17 protein-coding genes are annotated in these 21,675 nt (G+C 41.8%); 7 read left to right on the forward strand and 10 right to left on the reverse strand.

Annotated features, from left to right (window positions below; translation table 11 throughout):
* Window positions 1–58 precede the first annotated feature (58 nt).
* A complete protein-coding gene (locus H5125_RS13545; protein ID WP_011639464.1) occupies window positions 59–1,189 on the reverse strand; it encodes an S-(hydroxymethyl)glutathione dehydrogenase/class III alcohol dehydrogenase in 1,131 nt (376 codons plus the stop codon).
* A 141-nt stretch (window positions 1,190–1,330) separates the two neighbouring features.
* On the opposite strand from H5125_RS13545, the gene H5125_RS13550 reads away from it, so the two are divergent.
* Entirely contained in the window at window positions 1,331–2,197 is an 867-nt protein-coding gene (locus H5125_RS13550) for a LysR substrate-binding domain-containing protein (RefSeq protein WP_101087359.1), read from the forward strand.
* On the opposite strand, the gene H5125_RS13555 is transcribed toward H5125_RS13550, so the two are convergent.
* The 6 genes from H5125_RS13555 to rpmH form a co-directional block, all read right to left on the reverse strand.
* Window positions 2,198–2,812, reverse strand: coding sequence for a PolC-type DNA polymerase III (locus tag H5125_RS13555; RefSeq protein ID WP_182744498.1), 615 nt, complete (start codon window positions 2,810–2,812; stop codon window positions 2,198–2,200). It lies immediately after the preceding gene.
* Window positions 2,813–2,837: 25 nt separating this feature from the next.
* Window positions 2,838–4,199 carry a tRNA uridine-5-carboxymethylaminomethyl(34) synthesis GTPase MnmE gene (gene mnmE, locus H5125_RS13560; RefSeq protein ID WP_101087361.1) on the reverse strand — a complete coding sequence of 454 codons (1,362 nt, stop codon included), beginning with the start codon at window positions 4,197–4,199 and terminating at the stop codon, window positions 2,838–2,840.
* 81 nt (window positions 4,200–4,280) lie between these two features.
* Window positions 4,281–5,909, reverse strand: coding sequence for a membrane protein insertase YidC (yidC, locus tag H5125_RS13565; RefSeq protein WP_162024243.1), 1,629 nt, complete (start codon window positions 5,907–5,909; stop codon window positions 4,281–4,283).
* 3 nt (window positions 5,910–5,912) lie between these two features.
* Window positions 5,913–6,167, reverse strand: coding sequence for a membrane protein insertion efficiency factor YidD (gene yidD / locus H5125_RS13570; protein ID WP_011639469.1), 255 nt, complete (start codon window positions 6,165–6,167; stop codon window positions 5,913–5,915).
* Window positions 6,134–6,490, reverse strand: coding sequence for a ribonuclease P protein component (gene rnpA, locus H5125_RS13575; RefSeq protein WP_011639470.1), 357 nt, complete (start codon window positions 6,488–6,490; stop codon window positions 6,134–6,136). The genes yidD and rnpA overlap by 34 nt, the downstream gene beginning before the upstream one ends.
* Window positions 6,491–6,502: 12 nt before the next feature.
* Window positions 6,503–6,640, reverse strand: a complete 138-nt coding sequence (gene rpmH / locus H5125_RS13580) for a 50S ribosomal protein L34 (RefSeq protein WP_006083827.1) — start codon at window positions 6,638–6,640, stop codon at window positions 6,503–6,505.
* A gap of 445 nt (window positions 6,641–7,085) precedes the next feature.
* Here rpmH and dnaA point away from each other — a divergent pair, with 445 nt between their 5' ends.
* From dnaA to H5125_RS13605, 5 genes are all read left to right on the forward strand, one after another.
* A complete protein-coding gene (gene dnaA, locus H5125_RS13585; protein WP_011635493.1) occupies window positions 7,086–8,471 on the forward strand; it encodes a chromosomal replication initiator protein DnaA in 1,386 nt (461 codons plus the stop codon).
* A gap of 19 nt (window positions 8,472–8,490) precedes the next feature.
* Window positions 8,491–9,591: a DNA polymerase III subunit beta gene (dnaN, locus tag H5125_RS13590; protein WP_101087363.1), complete on the forward strand. Its 1,101-nt coding sequence runs from the start codon at window positions 8,491–8,493 to the stop codon at window positions 9,589–9,591.
* An 88-nt stretch (window positions 9,592–9,679) separates the two neighbouring features.
* The gene (gene recF, locus H5125_RS13595; protein ID WP_162021954.1) at window positions 9,680–10,762 is read left to right on the forward strand and encodes a DNA replication/repair protein RecF; all 1,083 of its coding nucleotides are present in this window, start codon (window positions 9,680–9,682) and stop codon (window positions 10,760–10,762) included.
* A 15-nt stretch (window positions 10,763–10,777) separates the two neighbouring features.
* Entirely contained in the window at window positions 10,778–13,195 is a 2,418-nt protein-coding gene (gene gyrB, locus H5125_RS13600) for a DNA topoisomerase (ATP-hydrolyzing) subunit B (RefSeq protein ID WP_101087365.1), read from the forward strand.
* Between the two features lie 100 nt (window positions 13,196–13,295).
* Complete coding sequence (locus H5125_RS13605) at window positions 13,296–14,348, forward strand: HDOD domain-containing protein (RefSeq protein ID WP_182744499.1); 1,053 nt, start codon at window positions 13,296–13,298, stop codon at window positions 14,346–14,348.
* Window positions 14,349–14,499: 151 nt separating this feature from the next.
* On the opposite strand, the gene glyS is transcribed toward H5125_RS13605, so the two are convergent.
* Both glyS and glyQ read right to left on the reverse strand, forming a co-directional pair.
* The gene (gene glyS / locus H5125_RS13610; protein ID WP_182744500.1) at window positions 14,500–16,584 is read right to left on the reverse strand and encodes a glycine--tRNA ligase subunit beta; all 2,085 of its coding nucleotides are present in this window, start codon (window positions 16,582–16,584) and stop codon (window positions 14,500–14,502) included.
* 9 nt (window positions 16,585–16,593) lie between these two features.
* The gene (glyQ, locus tag H5125_RS13615; protein ID WP_011635499.1) at window positions 16,594–17,499 is read right to left on the reverse strand and encodes a glycine--tRNA ligase subunit alpha; all 906 of its coding nucleotides are present in this window, start codon (window positions 17,497–17,499) and stop codon (window positions 16,594–16,596) included.
* A 112-nt stretch (window positions 17,500–17,611) separates the two neighbouring features.
* On the opposite strand from glyQ, the gene H5125_RS13620 reads away from it, so the two are divergent.
* A complete protein-coding gene (locus H5125_RS13620) occupies window positions 17,612–18,175 on the forward strand; it encodes a DNA-3-methyladenine glycosylase I (RefSeq protein WP_182744501.1) in 564 nt (187 codons plus the stop codon).
* Between the two features lie 67 nt (window positions 18,176–18,242).
* Here H5125_RS13620 and H5125_RS13625 read toward each other — a convergent pair whose 3' ends face one another.
* Window positions 18,243–21,425: an amidohydrolase family protein gene (locus H5125_RS13625; RefSeq protein WP_182744502.1), complete on the reverse strand. Its 3,183-nt coding sequence runs from the start codon at window positions 21,423–21,425 to the stop codon at window positions 18,243–18,245.
* Window positions 21,426–21,675: the final 250 nt, after the last annotated feature.

Here is a 21,675-nt window from a genome sequence, read left to right on the forward strand (position 1 = left end):
GTCAAACCGCAGTTAAGTCGTTTTACACTTAACTGCATCTGTCATGATAAATTAAGTGTTACTTGGCAAAGTGGATCACGCTGCGAATACTTTCACCTTTGTGCATTAAATCAAATGCATCATTAATGCCTTCAATACCCATGGTGTGAGTTATAAAGTGGTCAAGTTTAAATTCGCCAGCTAGGTATTGCTCAACAATACCAGGTAATTCACTGCGTCCTTTAACGCCACCAAATGCACTGCCACGCCATACGCGACCAGTAACTAATTGGAATGGACGGGTTGATATTTCTTGGCCTGCACCTGCTACACCAATAATGACGGATTCGCCCCAACCTTTATGACAGCATTCTAATGCACTGCGCATTACATTGACGTTACCAATACATTCAAATGAGAAATCGACACCACCGTCGGTCATTTCTACAATCACTTCTTGAATCGGCTTATCAAAGTTTTTAGGGTTAATGCAGTCGGTTGCCCCTAATTTTTTGGCAAGTTCGAATTTAGATTCGTTAAGGTCAATACCAATAATTCGGCTGGCGCCAGCCATGGTGGCACCAATAATTGCCGATAGACCAATACCGCCTAAACCAAAAATAGCGACAGTATCACCTTTTTGAACTTTAGCTGTTTTCAAGACAGCGCCCATACCGGTAGTCACACCACAGCCTAATAGACATACTTCTTCTAATGGCGCATCTTTACTGACTTTGGCTAATGATATTTCCGGTAATACTGTGTACTCAGAAAATGTTGAACAACCCATGTAGTGAAAAATTGGCTCACCATCTTTAAAGAAACGCGTGGTGCCGTCTGGCATTAACCCTTTACCTTGAGTTTCACGCACTGCGCTGCAAAGGTTGGTTTTACCAGAAGTACAGAATTTACATACTCCACATTCTGCTGTGTATAACGGAATAACATGATCGCCGACTTGTACGCTAGTAACGCCTTCACCGACCATGTGAACAATACCGCCGCCTTCATGACCAAGAATCGCCGGGAATACCCCTTCAGGATCATCACCTGAAAGCGTGAAAGCATCGGTATGACAAACGCCAGATGCCACAATACGTACCATGACTTCACCCGCTTTTGGGTACATTACGTCGACTTCTTCTACCGATAGTGGTTGGCCAGGTCCCCAAGCAATAGCGGCTTTGGATTTAATAAATTGTGCTGACATAAATGATTTCCTTAACATTAACGACCATGGTCAACATGGTTAAGTGGTTTTACTACAGTATAGTGTATTTAGCCATTGTATTTGTTTATCATAGAATGATAATTAGCTTATTTTGCAAATGACTTTTACGAGAATGTAATAATGATGAAGTGGGAAGGCATTTTTGAATTTGTGGCTGTGGCCGAAACTGACAGTTTTACAGTGGCTGGCAAGCGTTTGAGTATTTCTACCGCGCAGGTGAGTCGACAAATTAGTCAGCTTGAAAACCGTTTAAACACCAAATTATTTTATCGCACCACCCGCAAAGTATCGTTAACCGAAGAAGGTACGGTTTATTATCAGCATTGTCGCCAAGTATTAAACAGTCTTGATGAAGCAGAACGTGCTATTTCAAGCTTAAAAGATAAGCCTCAAGGACTGATTAGAATTACTGCACCAGTGACTTACGGTGAAAAGTTTATCATGCCGATAGTCATTGATTTTATGCAGCAATATCCTGACATTGAAGTGATTTGTGAGCTGACTAATCAGCAACTTGACTTAGTGGATGGTGGTTATGACTTGGCGATTAGGTTAGGGCGGTTAACTAATTCGACCATGATGGCAAAGCGGCTTACGAGTCGCAGCCAATATGTGTGCGCAGCCCCGAGTTATATCGCTAAATTCGGTACGCCTTATGCATTATCAGAGTTGAGCCAGCACAATTGTTTAATTGGCAGTCAGTCTCATTGGCATTTTGTTGAGCAAGGTAAACCCAAGACGGTAAAAGTGCATGGATCTTTAGCCTGTAGTAGTGGTTTAAGTTTATTAAATGCGGCTATTTGTGGTTTGGGGATTGTGCAGTTACCGGGATATTACGTCAATGATGCTATTACTGAAGGGGAGTTAGTGGTATTGCTGGCACCTTTTCAACAACCTAAAGAAGGTATTTGGGCTTTGTATCCGCATAATCGCCATTTATCACCCAAAGTGAGATTGCTGGTCGATAAGTTATCGCAAGAGTTGTAACTAGCTCATCGTTCGCAAATAACGCGCAATTTGCGCTTTTGGTAGGCTGGATATTTTATTGATCATATCAATGGTAATCGATTGCTTGGGCAGCTGTAGTTGTAATAGATCTATTTGATGTAACCATAAATGGCTGGTCATGGTGGCATCGGCTAAAGCGCGGTGAAACACACCATCGTTAGGTAACTGGTGATGATCTACAAGCGTGCCAAGCTTATGGTTGGGGGCATCTTGGCTTATCCGCCTTGATAATAATAACGAGCAAGCAAACTGACCAGTGTAATACAGTTTGCTATGGCTAAACTCAGCATCGAGAAACTTTTTATCAAAGCTGGCATTGTGTGCCACCAAATTAAAACCATCAATAAACTTAGCAAACTGCCCCATGACTTGTTTGGACGCAGGGGCATGTTTAAGCATATCGTTACTAATACCAGTGTATTGCTCAATAAAACTATTGACTCGCCGACCAGGATTAATCAATTCCTGAAAAGTATCGACTATTTGACCATTAACTAACTTAACCGCACCAATTTCTATGGCTCGGTCACCGTTATCTGGTGATAATCCTGTGGTTTCAAAGTCGAGTATCACGACGTGATTGGCGAGTTTCATCAATTTACACCTATTTACCGATACACTATTTACCAATACAGAATGAGCCAAAAATCTTGCCCAATAGATCATCTGAGGTGAATTTACCGGTGATCTCAGATAAGGCCATTTGTGTCATGCGCAGTTCTTCTGCCAGTAACTCTCCAGCTAAATACACTTCAAGTTGTTCTTTACCCAGTTGTAAATGATTTGCAGCAAGATCGAGTGCTTCTAAATGGCGGCGGCGGGCAATAAAACCACCTTCTAAGTTACTTTGGTAACCCATTAATGATTTGAGGTGTTGCTTTAACTCATCAACCCCTAAACCTGTTTTAGCTGATATCCTATAAACGCTGTAACCTTGCTCTTCGGTGTTATTTAAGGTTTCACCGGTTAGGTCAGCTTTATTACGTATCACTGTCACTCCCAGCTTTGCTGGTAGACGGTCGATAAAGTCAGGCCAAATTTCGTGCGGATCTATGGCGTCAGTTGTGGTGCCATCGACCATAAACAAGACTCTATCGGCACTGGCTATTTCTGCCCATGCGCGTTCGATACCTATTTGTTCAACCGTATCGAGTGTGTCTCGTAACCCAGCCGTATCGATAATGTGCAGTGGCATACCGTCTAAGTGGATATGTTCCCGCAATACGTCACGAGTTGTGCCTGCTATTTCAGTCACAATTGCCGATTCTTTACCGGCTAATGCATTGAGTAAGCTTGATTTACCAGCATTAGGACGGCCGGCAATCACAACTTTCATTCCTTCACGGATGATTGAACCTTGTTTGGCGCTGGCTTGCACTGTGTCTAGCTTATCGATGATTTTATATAAGGCGTTGGCAATTTTACCATCGGATAGAAAGTCGACTTCCTCATCGGGGAAATCAATCGCGGCTTCCACATATAAACGCAGGTTGGTGACTTGGTCGACAAGCTCATGAACTTCTTTTGAGAATTCACCTTGTAGTGATTGCAAGGCACTTTTTGCTGCTTGTTCACTGGTGGCGTCAATTAAGTCAGCAATCGCTTCTGCTTGAGTTAAGTCGAGTTTATCGTTCATAAAGGCTTGTTCGCTAAATTCACCTGGTCTAGCAATACGAATACCGTCTATTTCCATCACTCGCTTAATTAGCATGTCGAGTACTATTTGACCGCCATGGCCTTGCAGTTCTAGGACATCTTCGCCGGTAAATGAATTTGGTCCTTTAAAAAATAGTGCAATCCCTTGATCAATCACCTGACCGTCAGCATTGTTAAAGTCACAATATTCTGCGTAACGCGTTTTGGGTATGTGGCCAATAATCGCTGTCGCGACATTAGTGGCTAAATCACCAGAAATACGAATGATGCCTACGCCACCTCGTCCAGGGGCGGTGGCTTGTGCCACAATAGTGTCTGTTGTCACGGTATTACCTATAAAATTGATAAAGGAAAAGGCGGCTAATCAGCCGCCTTTTTAATCAGTTATACAACATTGAGCTTAGGCTTATTTTATGCCATTTTTCTCAAGGCCAGCATAAATAATTTTCTGCTGTGTGATTGCAACTAAGTTACCCACTAGCCAGTAAAGTACTAGACCTGCTGGGAACCATAAGAAGAATACGGTAAAGATAACTGGCATCCACTGCATCATTTTTACTTGCATTGGATCCATTGTTGGCGCTACCGGTTGCATTTTCTGCATCAAGAACATTGATAAGCCCATTAACAATGGCAATACATAGTATGGATCTTGGACCGATAAATCATTAATCCAAAGCATGAATGGCGCGTGGCGTAATTCATAGCTTTCTAGTAGCACCCAATATAGTGCAATGAAGATTGGCATTTGTAATAGAATAGGTAAGCAACCGCCCATAGGGTTTACTTTCTCTTTCTTATACAGCTCCATCATAGCTTGACCCATCTTTTGACGGTCATCACCAAAGCGTTCTTTCATCTCTGCCAATTTAGGCTGTAGATTACGCATTTTGGCCATAGAGGTATATTGCTTTTTAGTCAGCGGATATAGACCACCACGGACGGTGAGAGTGATCAAAATAATAGCCACACCCCAATTGCCCACAAATGATTGATAGAACATCAATAACCAATGGATTGGAATCGCTAACCACCATAAGAAACCGTAATCAACAACCAAGTTTAAGGTTTCAGAAATAGCTGAAAGCTCTTTTTGGTTTTTAGGGCCAACATAAAACTGTGAGCTAATTTCTTGAGTTGCGCCAGGAGCAATATCATATACCGCACCACGGAAACCAATATTAGCCATTCCACCAGCACTCATACTTGAGAAAATGGTGTTTGAATCTGTTGCTGGCGGCACCCAAGCTGACACAAAGTAATGTTGTAGCATTGCTGCCCAACCACCCTGTGTTACTTTAGCAAGATTTTTGTCAGCCATATCGTCAAAGTTATATTTCTCATAACGAGTATCTTGAGCCGAGAAAGCACCACCACGATAGGTTGGCATCATCATGCTGCTTTCAGATTCTTTAATCGTTTGCTTAATTTGACCATACATTTGCACTTGTAACGGTGCAGCCGAAGTATTGTTGATGCTGTAATCTACGCCGACATCATATTGACCACGGGTGAACGTAAAGGTTTTTACGTAGGTGACACCGTTGTCTGCTGTATAAGTAAATGGCACGGTTAATGTGTCTTTACCTTCAGCTAAAGAATATGAATTGGTTTGAACACTATAAGCAGCTCGACCATTGGCACTACTATCAATACCATCACGACCAATAAGTCCGCTTTGGGCGATATAAGTGAAATTGTTCTTTTGTTCTAAAATGACAAATGGGTCACTACTGTCAATTTCGCGTTTATGTTCCACTAATGCGGCATAAACTATGTCACCACCAATCGGGCTGATTTTAATATCAAGCTGATCAGTTTTAACGCTAATAAGGTTTTTATTTGCAGGTAATTCTATTGGTTCCCCAGAGATATCTGCTTCTGGAACGTCAGCACTGTGTTGTGAGGCGGCGTTAGTTTGGCTAACAGTTTGAGCTGTTGCCGGTTTTGGTGCTTTATCTGTTTGCCATTGTTGCCACATTAAAAAGCTGACAAACAGCAGACCGATTAGCAATATATTGCGTTGAGATTCCATAGCCTATTTATTACACCTGTCATTTTTAGGGGGGACGGGATCACTACCGCCGGGATGTAAAGGGTGACATTTTAATATGCGTTTCATTGCAAACCAACTACCTTTCACTGTTCCATGTGTTTTTATTGCTTCGATAGCATAATAAGAACAAGTTGGATTGAACCGACACCGCGGTCCCAATAAAGGGCTGATAAGAATTTGGTAACCACGGATAACCGTAGTTGCTAGCCATTGTAACGGCGACTGAGTTTGCGCCATAGCTTTTCTATTAATTTGTGTAGTTCTGCATTTTCCATTTCCATCACGCCATTTCTGACTAATACAACGATATCTATATCTGGGATGTCGTGTTGATGTAAACGAAAACTATCTCTTATCACACGTTTAATACGATTACGTTGGTTTGCACGTTTAACAAAACGTTTGGCCACAGTTAATCCTAAACGAGGATGTTGCTCTGAATTTGGAATTGCGAGCAGAGTTATTTCAGCAGAGGATGCTTTGATTGGATTGGAGAATACAGATTTAAATTGCGCGGGAGTTAACAAACGTAACTCCCGCGAAAAGGTATAGCTAGTCACCTAGTTATCTACTTACGCAGATAAACGAGCGCGACCTTTCGCACGGCGACGTGCAAGGACCTTACGGCCGCCTACAGTAGCCATACGAGCGCGGAAGCCGTGAGAACGCTTGCGCTTCAGGTTGCTAGGTTGAAAAGTACGTTTACTCATGATGGCAATCCGTCTTTGTTAGTGAATTTACCTTATCTCCAACATTAGAGGTAAGGGCAAAAAAGAGGCCGAATTGTAATCACTTTAAGTAGCCTCGTCAATAACGAAAGTACTTATATGACAAATTTCTGCCAATCTTTATTTGAAGCTACTATCGATTAAGCACCAGAAGATGTGGATAAGTCTGTGTACAGACACTATATCTTGTGGATCTTTCGTTGTTTCAGTAGATCAAAGAAATGCTATTATAGATCAAGGTGGATCGGTTAATAAAGCTGGATTTGCTTGAATCTTGCAATTAATGGATCGATTTTGATCTTCGCTGATCTCAGATATATACACAGAATGATCCCGCTGGGGATAATTCTTCTTTAAAGGATAGCGATCATTGTGATCTCCCTATAGAATACACCTCCTTTGATTAAAGATATTTGGGGATAAATAAGTGGCGGTTTCACTTTGGCAACAATGTATCGGTAGACTGCAAGACGAGTTATCAGCACAGCAGTTCAGTATGTGGATCCGTCCGTTACAGGCTGAAATGGATGGTGATACTTTGGTTTTGTATGCGCCAAATCGTTTTGTGCTGGATTGGGTACGCGATAAATACATCAATATCATTAATCAATTTTTTACTGAACAAATGGGCAGTAATGCACCTAAGTTACGTTTTGATATTGGTAGCCGTCCTTCAGCTCGTCCGGTTGCGCCAGCTCCTGTAGCGGCTAAGCCTGTTAATCGCCAAACTAAAGCCCAGGTAGGAACGACGTCCTTTAATACCCAGGCTGAACCGATTATTAACCCTAATCATCGTAGCAATATTAATCCTACTTACCAATTTGATAACTTCGTTGAAGGTAAATCGAACCAGTTAGGTAAAGCTGCTGCATTGCAAGTTTCTGAAAATCCTGGTGGTGCTTATAATCCGTTATTTTTATATGGCGGCACTGGTTTAGGTAAAACTCACCTTTTACACGCTGTAGGTAATGGCATTATTAAAAATAATCCCAATGCCAAAGTGGTGTATATGCATTCTGAGCGTTTTGTTCAGGACATGGTTAAAGCGCTGCAAAATAACGCGATCGAAGAATTTAAGCGTTATTACCGTAGTGTTGATGCGCTATTTATTGATGACATTCAATTTTTTGCCAATAAAGATCGTTCACAAGAAGAGTTTTTCCATACCTTTAATGCATTGTTAGAAGGTAATCATCAAATTATTTTAACCTCAGACCGTTATCCGAAAGAGATCGACGGGGTAGAGGATCGCTTAAAATCTCGCTTTGGTTGGGGCTTAACGGTTGCTATTGAGCCACCTGAATTAGAAACCCGCGTAGCGATTTTAATGCGTAAAGCACAAGAGAGCGGAATAAACCTACCTGATGAAGTGGCATTCTTTATTGCCAAGCGTTTACGTTCAAACGTACGTGAATTAGAAGGTGCACTAAACCGCGTGATTGCTAATGCTAACTTTACTGGCCGCCCAATCACTATCGACTTTGTGCGTGAAGCATTAAGAGATCTCTTGGCACTACAAGAAAAATTAGTCACTATAGATAATATTCAGAAGACTGTTGCTGAATACTACAAAATAAAAATGGCAGATATGCTGTCTAAACGCCGTTCTCGCAGTGTGGCAAGGCCTAGACAAGTGGCGATGGCGCTATCTAAAGAACTTACTAACCAAAGTTTACCGGAAATTGGTGATGCTTTTGGTGGTCGTGACCATACGACAGTGTTACATGCTTGTCGTAAAATCGCCCAATTGCGCGAAGAAAGTCATGATATTAAAGAAGATTATGCTAACTTGATTAGAACTTTGTCTTCTTAATTCAGGGAATGTTGACACGATGAAATTTTCAATTGATAGGGACGCCCTATTAAAGCCGTTGCAGCTAGTGTGCGGCGCGGTAGAACGCAGACACAACTTACCTATTTTAGCCAACTTATTAGTTGAAGTTAGTGAGTCATCACTTAAGCTAACAGGCACTGATTTAGAGGTTGAGTTGGTGGGCCAAGCGGCTATTCATGGTGACATTGATATCGGTCGTACGACGGTTCCGGCTAAAAAGTTACTGGATATTGTTAAGTCATTACCAGAGCAGAGTGAATTAAAGGTCGAGCAACAAGATAATAAATGGTTATTGCGTTCAGGTCGCAGCCGTTTTTCATTGGCAACATTACCCGCCGAAGATTATCCCAACGTTGAAGAATTCCAAGCGGATATCGAATTTAGCTTAAAGCAAGGCGTGTTGAAGTCGATTATTGATTCAACTCAGTTTTCAATGGCTAACCAAGATGTCCGTTATTACCTCAATGGTTTGTTATTTGAAACGGAAGGCAATGTATTACGTGCTATTGCCACCGATGGACACCGTTTAGCCTTAAGTCATCGTACGCTTGATGTTTCATTACCCGAAAAACAAGTGATTGTGCCTCGTAAAGGGGTGGTTGAAATGGCGCGCTTGCTCGACAGTGACGACCAGGACATTACCATTGCCATTGGTGATAATGCCATTAGAGCGATTACCAGTTCCGCGGTATTTACCAGTAAGCTTGTCGATGGCCGTTTCCCTGATTACCGCCGAGTGTTACCTAAGGGTGGCAATAAGGTGGTTATCGCCAGTCGTAACCAATTAAAACAAGCGTTAACTCGTGCGTCTATTCTTTCGAATGAGAAATTCCGTGGAGTACGTATTCAGCTTGAATCTGGCTTATTGAAAATTACTGCCAATAATCCTGAACAAGAAGAAGCTGAAGAGATCATTGATGTTGAATATGACTCTGATAAGCTAGAAATTGGTTTTAACGTCAGTTATCTACTCGATGTGTTAAATAACTTAGCCAGTGATGAAGTACGAATTACTTTAATTGATGGCAATTCAAGTGCCTTGATTGAGAACCACAAAGAAGAAGATTCTATGTATGTCGTGATGCCAATGCGTCTGTAATGCGTTATTGTGTTATTGCTATATGAAAGGTGCTGCAAAGCACCTTCTTTGTTTCTACCGTTTTATTGGGTTATCACAATAGGTCTTCATGAGTTTATCGCGTATTACCATAGGTTCATTTCGTAATATTACCTCAGCATCATTACAACCGGGTGATGGCTTAAATTTGATTTACGGTCAAAATGGCAGTGGCAAAACCAGTATTCTCGAAGCTATTTATTTTTTGGGTATGGGCCGTTCGTTTAGAAGCCATTTATCCCAACGTGTGATCAACCATGATGACGATAAACTGACTTTGTTTGCGCATTTAATTGATGCTGACAGAGATTGTAAAATTGGCTTACGTCGTCATCGAAGCGGTGAGATCGAAGTAAAAATTGATGGCGAGAAAGTAAAGCGTTTATCAACCCTGGCCGAAACGTTACCCATTCAAGTTATTACTCCCGAAAGTTTTTCTTTGTTGTTCGAGGGACCTAAAGCCCGCCGTCAATTTATTGATTGGGGTGCATTTCATTCTGACCCACATTTTTATCAAGCTTGGGTGAATACTAGAAAGGTATTAAAGCAACGAAACCAATTACTTAGAAATCACTCTCCCTATAACCAAATACAGTTTTGGGATAAGGAGTTGGTGCGGTATGCTGAACAGGTTACCGATATACGAAATCAATATGTAGACTCGTTAAATGTGCTACTAAAGGGTATAATCGGAGTGTTTTTACCTCAGATTGATATTAAGGTTTCTTTTACTCGAGGATGGGATAGTAAAACGGATTTTGCCCAATTACTTGAAAACCAATACTCAAGAGATTTAGCCGCTGGAAATACGGGCAGCGGCCCCCACAAAGCAGATTTACGTTTGCGCGTGGGTAATTTACCGGCGCAGGATGCGTTGTCCCGTGGACAATTAAAATTATTAGTCTGTGCACTGCGTATTGCACAGGGAAAGTTGCTCAAACAACAACTAGATAAAAATAGTATTTATCTAGTCGACGATTTACCGTCGGAGTTGGATGCACAGCATAGGCAGCTATTGCTACAGCAGTTAACCGAAACCGGTGCACAAATTTTTGTCACTGCGATCGAACCGCAAGCAATAGTCGATTCGTTATCTAGCCCTCCAAACAGGATGTTTCATGTGGAACAAGGGTTGGTAACGGTTATTGAATAACAACGAGAGATAAATATGTCAGAGAATAGTTACGATTCTTCGAGTATCAAGGTATTAAAAGGCCTTGATGCAGTCCGTAAGAGACCTGGTATGTACATTGGTGATACTGATGATGGCACAGGTCTTCATCACATGGTATTCGAAGTGGTCGATAACTCTATCGATGAAGCTTTAGCAGGCCATTGTAGTGATATCACCATTAGCATTCATTCAGATGGTTCAGTCTCAGTAAAAGACGATGGTCGTGGTATTCCTGTTTCGATACATGAAGAAGAGGGTATCTCTGCCGCTGAAGTTATTATGACCGTACTTCATGCTGGCGGTAAGTTTGATGATAACTCTTATAAAGTCTCTGGTGGTCTGCACGGTGTGGGTGTTTCGGTCGTTAATGCGTTATCGAAAAAACTACAGTTAACCATTCGTAGAGCAGGTAAAGTCTATGAGCAGTTCTATACTCATGGTGTACCCGATGCGCCTATCAAAGAAATTGGTGATGCGGTTAAAACCGGTACCGAACTCCGCTTTTGGCCAAGTGGTGACACGTTTACCAATGTTGAATTTCATTTTGAAATTTTAGCCAAACGCGTACGTGAACTATCATTCTTAAACTCAGGTGTCGGCATTCGTTTAGTTGACGAGCGCGACGGTAAAGATGAGTTCTTTAAGTATGAAGGCGGTATTAGTGCTTTTGTTGATTACTTAAACCGTAATAAAACGCCGATTAACAAAGATGTTTTCCATTTTTCTCATGAGCGCGAAGATGGTATCACCGTTGAAGTTGCGATGCAGTGGAACGATGGTTATCAAGAGAATATTTTCTGTTTTACTAATAATATTCCTCAGCGTGATGGTGGTACTCACTTAGCCGGTTTCCGTGGTGCTTTAACACGTAACTTGAACAACTACATGGAACGTGAAGGTTTTAACAAAAAAGGCAAAACTAACGCGACAGGTGACGACGCGCGCGAAGGCTTAACTGCGGTTATTTCAGTAAAAGTACCTGATCCAAAGTTTAGCTCGCAAACTAAAGACAAACTTGTGTCTAGTGAAGTGAAAAGCGCTGTTGAACAAACAATGGGTGAGCAGTTAAACGATTATCTATTAGAAAACCCAGCAGATGCTAAATTAATTGTGGGTAAAATTGTTGATGCAGCACGTGCTCGTGAAGCGGCGCGTAAAGCCCGTGAAATGACTCGTCGTAAAGGCGCACTAGATTTAGGTGGTTTGCCAGGTAAGTTAGCTGACTGCCAAGAGAAAGATCCTGGTCTTTCTGAAATATACATAGTGGAAGGGGACTCTGCTGGCGGATCAGCCAAGCAGGGACGTAATCGTAAAAACCAAGCAATTCTTCCGCTAAAGGGTAAGATCTTAAACGTAGAAAAAGCGCGTTTTGACAAGATGTTATCTTCACAAGAAGTGGCAACGCTGATTACTGCATTAGGTTGTGGCATTGGCCGCGATGAATATAATCCAGATAAGACTCGTTATCACAACATCATCATCATGACCGATGCTGACGTCGACGGCTCACACATTCGTACTTTGCTGTTGACCTTCTTCTTCCGTCAAATGCCTGAATTGATCCAACGTGGCTATATTTATATTGCTCAACCACCACTTTTCAAAGTGAAAAAAGGTAAGCAAGAACAGTATTTGAAAGATGAGCCAGCATTAACTGAGTATTTAACCACTCAAGCACTCGATGGCACCAATATTTATCCAAGCCCAGGTGCTTTTGGTATGTCTGGTGAGCCATTAGAGCGTTTAGTGGCGCAGTATCGTGAAGTTGAGCGCATTATTAAGCGCTTAGAAAAACGCTACCCAACCAACCTACTTGACCGTATGTTGTATCACCCAGAAGTGACTACTGCAGTGTTAAGTGACGAAGCGCAAATGACGGCATGGTGTAATGGCTTCATTGCAGATCTAGTAGAACGTGAAAGTAGCGGTATTATTTTTACAGCTAATGTAATGCTTGACCCTGAGCGCAAGGTTTACACTCCTAGCGTGACAATCCGCAAGCACGGTATTGATACTAACTATCTATTTGGTTATGACTTCTTCACATCATCTGATTATCAGCGTATCGCTAAGCTAGGTGCTGCATTAGAGGGGATGATTGAAGAGGGTGGTTATGTACAACGTGGCGAACGTGTTAAAGAAGTTGAAAGCTTCTTAGAAGCATTAGATTGGACTATTAGTGAAGCTAAACGCGGCCTATATATTCAACGTTATAAAGGATTGGGTGAAATGAACCCTGAACAATTGTGGGAAACTACAATGGATCCAGAATCACGTCGTATGTTACGCGTTACTATTGAAGATGCGGTTGCTGCTGATCAGCTATTTACATGTTTGATGGGTGACCAAGTTGAGCCGCGTCGTGAGTTTATTGAAACTAACGCGCTTAATGTGGCCAACTTAGACGTATAACAAAATTTTAGTGTATAAATGGGTGCCTTTGGCACCCATTTTTGTTTTTAGTGCTATGGTTATAATAGTATTTACTTAACATTTAATAAGGCTATTTACAGTGGTTATTGGTTTCTTTAAAAAATTGTTTAATGTTCGAGACCGCAATGAACAGGCCAAATTCACTGGCATTAGCACTGCAGAGAAACGTCAGCAAACCAAATCCAAAGCACCAGTACCTGCAATAGAGGTTACGCAACATCAAGCTGTTGAATCACAGTTAGATCTGTCGGCTTTATTTTACAGTTTATTATTTGCAAACCAACAAACTACAACAACAGGAATAGCGAATAATTTAGAGCGAAGCGTGATGCACAATATTGAACTGGCATTAAGCTCACCTCAGTCGATTGCGGAAAATGTATTAAAGCTGCCCAGCAAAATACTCGAGCTAGATAAAAAACTAGGCGACGACAGTATTGAAACCCAAGAACTAATACAACTTATTGAACAAGACCCTCTGTTGTGTGTTGAAGTACTTAAGTTATGTAATTCGCCTGCTTTTAAACGAGCTGAGAATGATGTTAGCAGTATTCAACAAGCGCTAGTACAAGTTGGGCGACAACAATTAAGGCAATTTATTACCGCGAGCTTAGCCCGTGAGTTAATTGATATAAAGCCTATTTATTTTAGACGCTTTGGGGCTGAAATCTGGCGTCATTCTATGCAAGTTGCTTTTTTGGCCAGCGAGTTAGCGAGCCCCGAGCAACGAGACAGCGCTTTTTTAGTGGGCTTACTGCATGATGTAGGTAAAATTGCGATTTTTAAAATGCTGGTGGATGCTTTTTATCAAGCAGAACCTGGAGAGCAGCCTAATTCAATACTATTTAAGCAGGTGATGACCACAAAATCGTTGACCTTAAGTGCACTGTTAGCGCGCTGTTGGCAATTACCACTGCACTTTGAAACACCGTTAACGTTATTGGCCAATACCAATATTAAACCTACTGATGGCATGACACTGCTTATTTGGAAAGCCAATATTATTAGTGAGTGTTCAATGCTGCAGCAAGTCGACAAATTGCCTCAACCAGCACTAGCCGTGTTGTTAGCTCAGGTTGAGTGTAGTGAAGAAGATTTTATCTTTTTGCATCAAAAGCTTATCCAGTTTTAAATTAATATCAATGCGGGTAAGGTGTCTGCCTTAACCTTTTATAGCCCCACGTTGTGGCTGATACTCTTAAGCCATAAAAAGTAAGTCATAAGAAGTAATCCATAAAAAAAGCGCCTTGCGGCGCTTTTATCTCAGCTACAGCTAATTTACATTATTGCAGCAACGAAATGTCTGCAACGTGCAAGAACTGCTCACGAAGATTGGTTAATAACGCTAAACGGTTATTTTTCAATGCTTCATCATCTGCCATTACCATCACATCTTCAAAGAACTGATCGACGTTTTCGCGTAAGTCAGCCAATAGCGTTAATGCTTGTTGGTAATCGCCATCAGCAAACAGCGGGGCTAACTGTGGTTGTAATTGTACAAGCTTATCAGCTAGCGCTTTTTCTGCTGGTTCTGTTAATAGAGCTGAATTGATGGTTGCGGGTAATTCGCCTTCAACTTTAGCCAATATATTAGAAACACGTTTATTTGCCGCTGCTAGCGCTGTAGAAGCTTCTAAGCTACGGAAATGCGATACAGCTTTAACACGACTGTCAAAATCAGCAGGTTTGGTTGGACGACGAGCTAGTACAGCTAAAATAACGTCAACTTGAATGCCTTTATCTTGGTACCAAGCGCGGAAACGTGCGAGAAGAAACTCAAGTACATCTTCACTAGTATTAGTGTTAGTGATATTAGTCGCATGTAAAGCTTGTGCTTTAGCAATTAACTCTACCAAGTCCAATGGCAGTTTGTTTTCTACGATAACGCGCAAAATACCAATGGCTGCACGGCGAAGTGCAAATGGGTCTGCTGCACCTTTTGGTGCTTGGCCAATGCCAAAAATACCCACAAGCGTATCTAACTTTTCAGCTAAAGCAACCGCACATGAAACGCTGGCTGTTGGTACTGTATCACCCGAGAATTTAGGTTTGTACTGCTCTTCAAGTGCGATAGCAACAGCTTCTGTTTCGCCATCTAAGCGGGCGTAGTGCATGCCCATAGTGCCTTGAGTATCAGTAAATTCCATGACCATGTTGGTCATAAGGTCTGCTTTAGACAATAAACCGGCGCGACTAGCATCTACATTGTTGGTTTCAACACCGTTGTTGTTCATTTGCGTAGCAATGAAACCTGCAAGTTCCGAAATACGTTCAACACGCGCTTTCAATGTGCCTAATTGTTTTTGAAACACCACGGTTTCTAAGCTGGCAATACGAGATGCTAATGTTTGCTTTTTATCGGTGTTAAAGAAAAACTCCGCATCAGCAAGACGTGGGCGAACCACTTTTTCGTTGCCTGAAATAATCTGCTGCGGATCTTTAGATTCGATATTAGTAACAAAGATAAAGTTAGGCAATAATTTGCCGGCTTTATCAAATACTGGGAAGTATTTTTGATCACCTTTCATGGTGTAAACTAAGGCTTCTGAAGGCACATTTAAAAACTTTTCTTCAAAGCTAGCTGTTAACACTATTGGCCATTCAACCAGTGAAGCCACTTCTTCAAGTAGTCCATCTTGAATATCGGCAATACCACCTAATTTTGCTGCAGCTGCTTCAGCATCAGCTTTGATTAGCGATTTACGTAATTCATAATCTGCTAGGACTTTACCTTGCTCTTTTAGCGCGGCTAAATAATTGTCGGCATGATCTAACTCAAAGCTGGCTTTACCCATAAAGCGGTGGCCACGAATAATGCGGTCAGATTTAATACCAAGCAATTCACCTGCAACTAATTCGCTACCTAATAACATTGTCACGGTGTGGACCGGGCGAATAAACTGAGTTTTGTTGTTACCCCAACGCATTGGCTTAGGGATTGGTAACTTATCGAGTGCGCGTTGTGCCATGTCAGCTATTAAGCTTTTAGTTTCAACGCCAACCACTTTAGCTTGATGGACTAACCATTCACCTTTATCGGTGACTAATCGCTCTGCTTGCTCAACCGTAATACCGTTACCACGAGCCCAGCCTTGTGCTGCTTTAGTTGGGTTACCGTCAGCATCAAATGCTGAGCTAACCGCGGGGCCGCGTTTTTCAACGACTTTATCGGCTTGTGCTAATGCTAGACCCAACACATTAATCGCTAAGCGGCGAGGGGCGGCATACCAAACTGCAGACTCAAAAGGTAAATCAGCTTTAGTTAATTCATCTGTAAAGCTCGTTAAAAATGATTCAGCTAACGTGCGCAGCGCTTTTGGTGGTAATTCTTCGGTACCCACTTCAATGAGTAAGTTTTCAAAATTCATTCGTTACCTCTACTTACACATTGGGAAGCCAAGAGCTTCACGTGCTTGATAATAAGATTCTGCAACACCTTTTGCCATAGTACGAACGCGAAGGATATAACGCTGACGTTCAGTGACTGATATAGCATGGCGAGCATCAAGTAAGTTAAAAGCGTGTGATGCTTTCATTACTTGCTCGTAAGCAGGTAGTGGTAATGGCTTTTCTAGTGATAATAAGTGCATGCACATCTTTTCACATTGATCGAATAGGGTGAACATAAAATCGACATCGGCATGTTCGAAGTTATAGGTAGACTGTTCTACTTCGTTCTGATGGAAAATGTCACCATAAGTGACACGACCAAGTGGTCCGTCAGTCCAAACAAGATCGTATACGCTATCCACTTCTTGAATGTACATGGCTAAACGCTCAAGCCCGTAAGTGATTTCACCTGTAACAGGGCTACATTCAATTCCGCCAACTTGTTGGAAGTAGGTGAACTGAGTCACTTCCATACCATTAAGCCAAATTTCCCAACCCAAACCCCAAGCACCTAATGTTGGCGACTCCCAGTTATCTTCAACAAAACGAATGTCATGTACTTTGGTGTCGATGCCAAGTGCTTCAAGTGAGCCCAAATATAGCTCTTGAATATTATCTGGAGATGGCTTTAGCACTACTTGAAATTGGTAGTAATGTTGCAGGCGGTTTGGGTTTTCACCATAACGTCCATCAGTAGGACGGCGAGACGGTTGCACGTATGCACTGCTCATTGGCTCCGGGCCTAATGAACGTAAGAACGTCTGCGGGTGGAAAGTACCAGCGCCAACTTCCATATCTAGAGGTTGAACAATTGCGCAACCTTGCTGCGCCCAATATTCCTGAAGGGTTAGGATGAAACCCTGAAATGTCTTTACGTCGTGTTTCGTCGTCATGTCTACTACTGTCAGGCTATTAATAGAAAATGTTAATGATTATACCTTGTAGAGCAAGGCAGATGTAGGTTATTTTTTAACGTACTACTAAAAACGTTAATGGAACCATACCATGCAAGTTAACCGATGTGGCTGGGTAAGTGAAGACCCTTTATATCAGCATTACCACGATACAGTATGGGGACGTCCTGAGTTTGATGCCAAACAGCTTTTTGCTAAGCTTTGTCTTGATGGTCAACAAGCTGGATTATCTTGGATTACGATTCTTAAAAAGCAACAAAACTACCAACAACTGTTTGCTAATTTTGAGCCGAGTATTATTGCTCAGTACGATCAAGCTAAAGTGGAAGCGTTAATGCTTGAACCAGGTATTGTACGTAATCGTCTTAAAATAAACTCGATCATCAGAAATGCTAAAGCTTATTTAGCATTTGTGGAGCAGGGTGATGATTTTTCTAAGTTTTTATGGAGTTTTGTCGACGGTGAACCGAGAGCAAACAACTTCAGTTCATCAAGCCAAGTTCCTGCACAAACACCAGAATCTGAAGCTATGTCTAAAGCGTTAAAAAAGCTTGGTTTTAACTTTGTTGGCCCAACAATTTGTTATGCCTTTATGCAAGCGGTAGGTATGGTGAATGACCACACGACTGACTGTCATTGTTACAGCCAGTATTGATTTTGATATTTATATAAAAAAAGGGTGTTCCACGTGGAACACCCTTTTTATTGGATTAATTTAATCGTTAGATTTTTTCAAAGAAAAAAGGCTTACGTTTATGTTTATCACCATTGAGTTGATTCATGGTTTCTGAATTAAACAGCTTACCATTAACCATAGTGTAAGTGACTTTATCCGTCGTTCTGATATCGGCTAATGGATCGCCATCAATCACTATTAAGTCAGCCAATTTACCCACTTTAATAGAACCTAGTTGATGGTCCATACCAAAGGTTGTCGCCGGATTGATTGTTGCGGTTTTTAATACTTCCATATTACTCATGCCGCCTTGAGCAAACATCCACATTTCCCAATGTGCAGCTAATCCTTCTCGTTGACCATGAGCACCAATATTAGGTTTAACGCCGATGTTGTTTAACTCATTGGCTACGCGGGCAACATTAAAGTGGTTGTAATGTTCATCTGGCGCGGTAGTGCGGCGCATTGAACGGGCATCAAGAATATCATGCGGGACATACATGCTTAGACGAGGGTGAGCCCAAACGTCTGTTTTGTCATACCAGTAATGCTCGCCAGAAATACCACCATAAGCGACAACTAAGGTCGGTGTGTAGTGTACTTCAGTTTGGCTCCAGAATTGTTTGATGTCATTGTATATAGACGCTGCTGGTAACGAATGTTCTACCGTGGTGTGACCATCCGCTATCATCGATAAATTGTGTTGCAGCAAACTGCCTCCTTCAGGTACTACCATCATTTCGAGCTCTCGTGCGGCAGCAATAATCTGTTGTCGTTGATCTCGACGTGGCTGGTTGTAACTCTTAACACTAAATGCACCGACTTTTTTAAGACGCTCTAAGTGGAACTTTGCGTCATCAAGTGAATCTACATGCGAGGTATAGCCTGGTAAGTTGGCTCCGTATAATATAGTCCCGGTTGAGAAAATACGAGGGCCAACAATATTGCCTGCTTTTTGTTGTTCAGAAGCAGCAAAAATTTCGGTAGTGTCATTCGATGGGTCGTGAATAGCCGTTACCCCAAGTGACAGCCCAGAATATAAGGCCCAGTTTTGTTGTGGAATAATTTCATCATCCGCTTGTCCGCCGTGGGCGTGAGCATCAAATAAGCCCGGCATAATGGTTTTACCACTAATATCGATAATCTGGGCATTTTTTGGGATCACCGAATTGGCATCACCGACTGTGACAATTTTATTGTCTTTAACGATAACAACACCATTATCTATCACCTGATCATTTTCCATGGTGATCACTTTACCGCCAGTAAACACTACTGTTCCACGTGGAACATCGGCTTTATCTTTAAAGCCAATAGAGGTTATTTTTGGATCGACCTTGGTTTCTGCTTTTACATATTGAGTGTCTACATCGGCTTGATATAAATCAGGGCCCAATGTCCAATACAGTTGGTTATTTTTACCGTTCCAGCTAATGCTTTCACCTGCACGAGCACTCAGTTGAGTAATGGGTAAGTTGGTTGCTTTAGGACCAATCGCAATGGTTTCACCGTGTTTAGCAAAAGGAGTGACGTACACTCTAAAACGCTCAGCAAAAGCCAAGTGCTCACCGTTTGGTGATAAACGAAACTCGGTAGCATGGTCGCTAGTGTAATGGGTACGCTTTTCAAAACCGTTCATGCCGATTGATGCAAACTCTGGTGTCTCACCTGAATCCATAAAGTAAACTCGGTCTGAGTCGTCACCGAATTGTGGCTGATGGCCACTGGCGGTTAGTTTAGTGCTTTGCTTTCCTTTGATATCGACTTTATATAAACCCGGTTCTTGTGACCAAGTTCGTGGTGTCATGTAACCGCCGCGAGCCTTTCGATAAACAACATATTCGCCATCAGGCGAAAAGGTTGGCTCGACATATTTGCCAGGCTCGTTGGTCAACACCTTGGCTTTACCACCTCTGGCGCTAACCACACTGACGGTGCCTTGCTGTTGGTCGTTCCAAGTGGTGAATACGATGTCTTTACCGTCACGTGACCACTGTGGAAACAGCTCATTGATGTCATCATCTAAACGGGTTAATCGTTTATGTTTACCATCTTTAATATCACGAATCCAAATTTTACCTAAGGCTTCAAATACTACTTTTTCGCCGTCAGGTGACACTTGTGCCATACGCAGCATTTTTACATCAAATTCATCTTGATCTAAGTTTTGAGTAAAGCGGACCGATGGTTGAATATCTCTTTGAGATTTAACACTGAATGGAATGTCAGATATTTTTTTACTGTCGACATCAAGTTTATTAATTTTACCTTTAGCCCAAAATACGATGTGCTTATTGTCTTTGGTCCAAGACATTGTTGGATACACGCCATGAATTGCCCATGTTTCTTGCATATCACGATCGAGTTTGTCATACAGCTTAGTTTCTTCACCAGACTTTAAATCCAGTGAATATAGTGTCGATTGGAATCCATCGCGTTTGATGTAAGCAAGCGTTTTGCCATCAGGGCTTGGTGTTGGGCGGATAGCACCACCAGTTCCTTCAATTAATACTTCGATATCTCCCGTTTGGGTGTCATAGCGCTTAATTTTATAAATACCTTTGACCGAATCTTTTGAGTAATGAAAGGTCTTGCCTGGTGTAGCATCTTGGCTAAAGTAGATATAGCGTCCATCTGGCGAGTAGGCCGGTTCACCCAAATCTTTTTGTTCGTTAGGGCGCTCTGTTAGTTTAACGCCTTCGCCACCAGCAACGTGAAACATCCACACTTCACCCGCTCCGAGGCTGCGGGTGCCGGTAAAATGTTTACGTGCTACTAGGTATTGTGAATCAGGACTCCAGGCCGGGCTGTTGAGTAAACGAAATGTTTCAGTAGTGATAGCGTGTGGATTGGTACCATCGGCATTCATTATCCAGATATTGTCGCCACCATCTTCATCAGAGGTGAAAGCTATATACTTACCGTCAGGGCTATATACTGGCTGCATTTGCCAAGCGATACCTTGTGCCAGTGGTTTGGCTTCGCCTCCTGCTATCGGTATTTGATAAATATCACCTAATAAATCAAATACAATGTGTTCACCATCTGGCGATACATTGACGTTCATCCATGTGCCTTCGGTTACATTGATATCAATTTTACTTAATGGCGCATTTTCTGGAGCATTTACGTGCCATTTTACTTTGTCATCTTCGGCATAGGCAAAGCTAGATATACCTAGAGTAAGTGCCATTGCGGTGTAAAGTGGAGTGAGTTTTTGAGTCAACATAGAGTAGATTATCCGTTGTCGTTTTTATTTTCAGTGGATTTAATCAAGCCCAATACCCGTTTAGGAAATATCATTTTGCATGATTAGATGACCTAAAGAGTATTTGGCTTTACTGCGTTTGTCGGTTTGAATAGTTCCTTTATCGCATAAATTACCGATAAGGTGTACAACAAATCTGTATCAATTAATGACAGACGTTAACACATATGTCTGTTATCGATTAATAGACAATGAGTGCTATAGCGTTAGA

The organism is Shewanella sp. SR44-4 (genome assembly GCF_014163715.1).
Taxonomy (GTDB): domain Bacteria; phylum Pseudomonadota; class Gammaproteobacteria; order Enterobacterales; family Shewanellaceae; genus Shewanella.

Coding starts and splice junctions, on each gene's coding strand:
- glyQ (WP_011635499.1), bottom strand. CDS start 17,499: ATGACGACGAAACACGACGTAAAGACATTTCAGGGTTTCATCCTAACC.
- yidC (WP_162024243.1), bottom strand. CDS start 5,909: ATGGAATCTCAACGCAATATATTGCTAATCGGTCTGCTGTTTGTCAGC.
- H5125_RS13625 (WP_182744502.1), bottom strand. CDS start 21,425: ATGTTGACTCAAAAACTCACTCCACTTTACACCGCAATGGCACTTACT.
- glyS (WP_182744500.1), bottom strand. CDS start 16,584: ATGAATTTTGAAAACTTACTCATTGAAGTGGGTACCGAAGAATTACCA.
- H5125_RS13555 (WP_182744498.1), bottom strand. CDS start 2,812: ATGAAACTCGCCAATCACGTCGTGATACTCGACTTTGAAACCACAGGA.
- H5125_RS13550 (WP_101087359.1), top strand. CDS start 1,331: ATGATGAAGTGGGAAGGCATTTTTGAATTTGTGGCTGTGGCCGAAACT.
- yidD (WP_011639469.1), bottom strand. CDS start 6,167: ATGGCGCAAACTCAGTCGCCGTTACAATGGCTAGCAACTACGGTTATC.
- gyrB (WP_101087365.1), top strand. CDS start 10,778: ATGTCAGAGAATAGTTACGATTCTTCGAGTATCAAGGTATTAAAAGGC.
- H5125_RS13545 (WP_011639464.1), bottom strand. CDS start 1,189: ATGTCAGCACAATTTATTAAATCCAAAGCCGCTATTGCTTGGGGACCT.
- recF (WP_162021954.1), top strand. CDS start 9,680: ATGAGTTTATCGCGTATTACCATAGGTTCATTTCGTAATATTACCTCA.
- dnaN (WP_101087363.1), top strand. CDS start 8,491: ATGAAATTTTCAATTGATAGGGACGCCCTATTAAAGCCGTTGCAGCTA.
- H5125_RS13620 (WP_182744501.1), top strand. CDS start 17,612: ATGCAAGTTAACCGATGTGGCTGGGTAAGTGAAGACCCTTTATATCAG.
- rpmH (WP_006083827.1), bottom strand. CDS start 6,640: ATGAGTAAACGTACTTTTCAACCTAGCAACCTGAAGCGCAAGCGTTCT.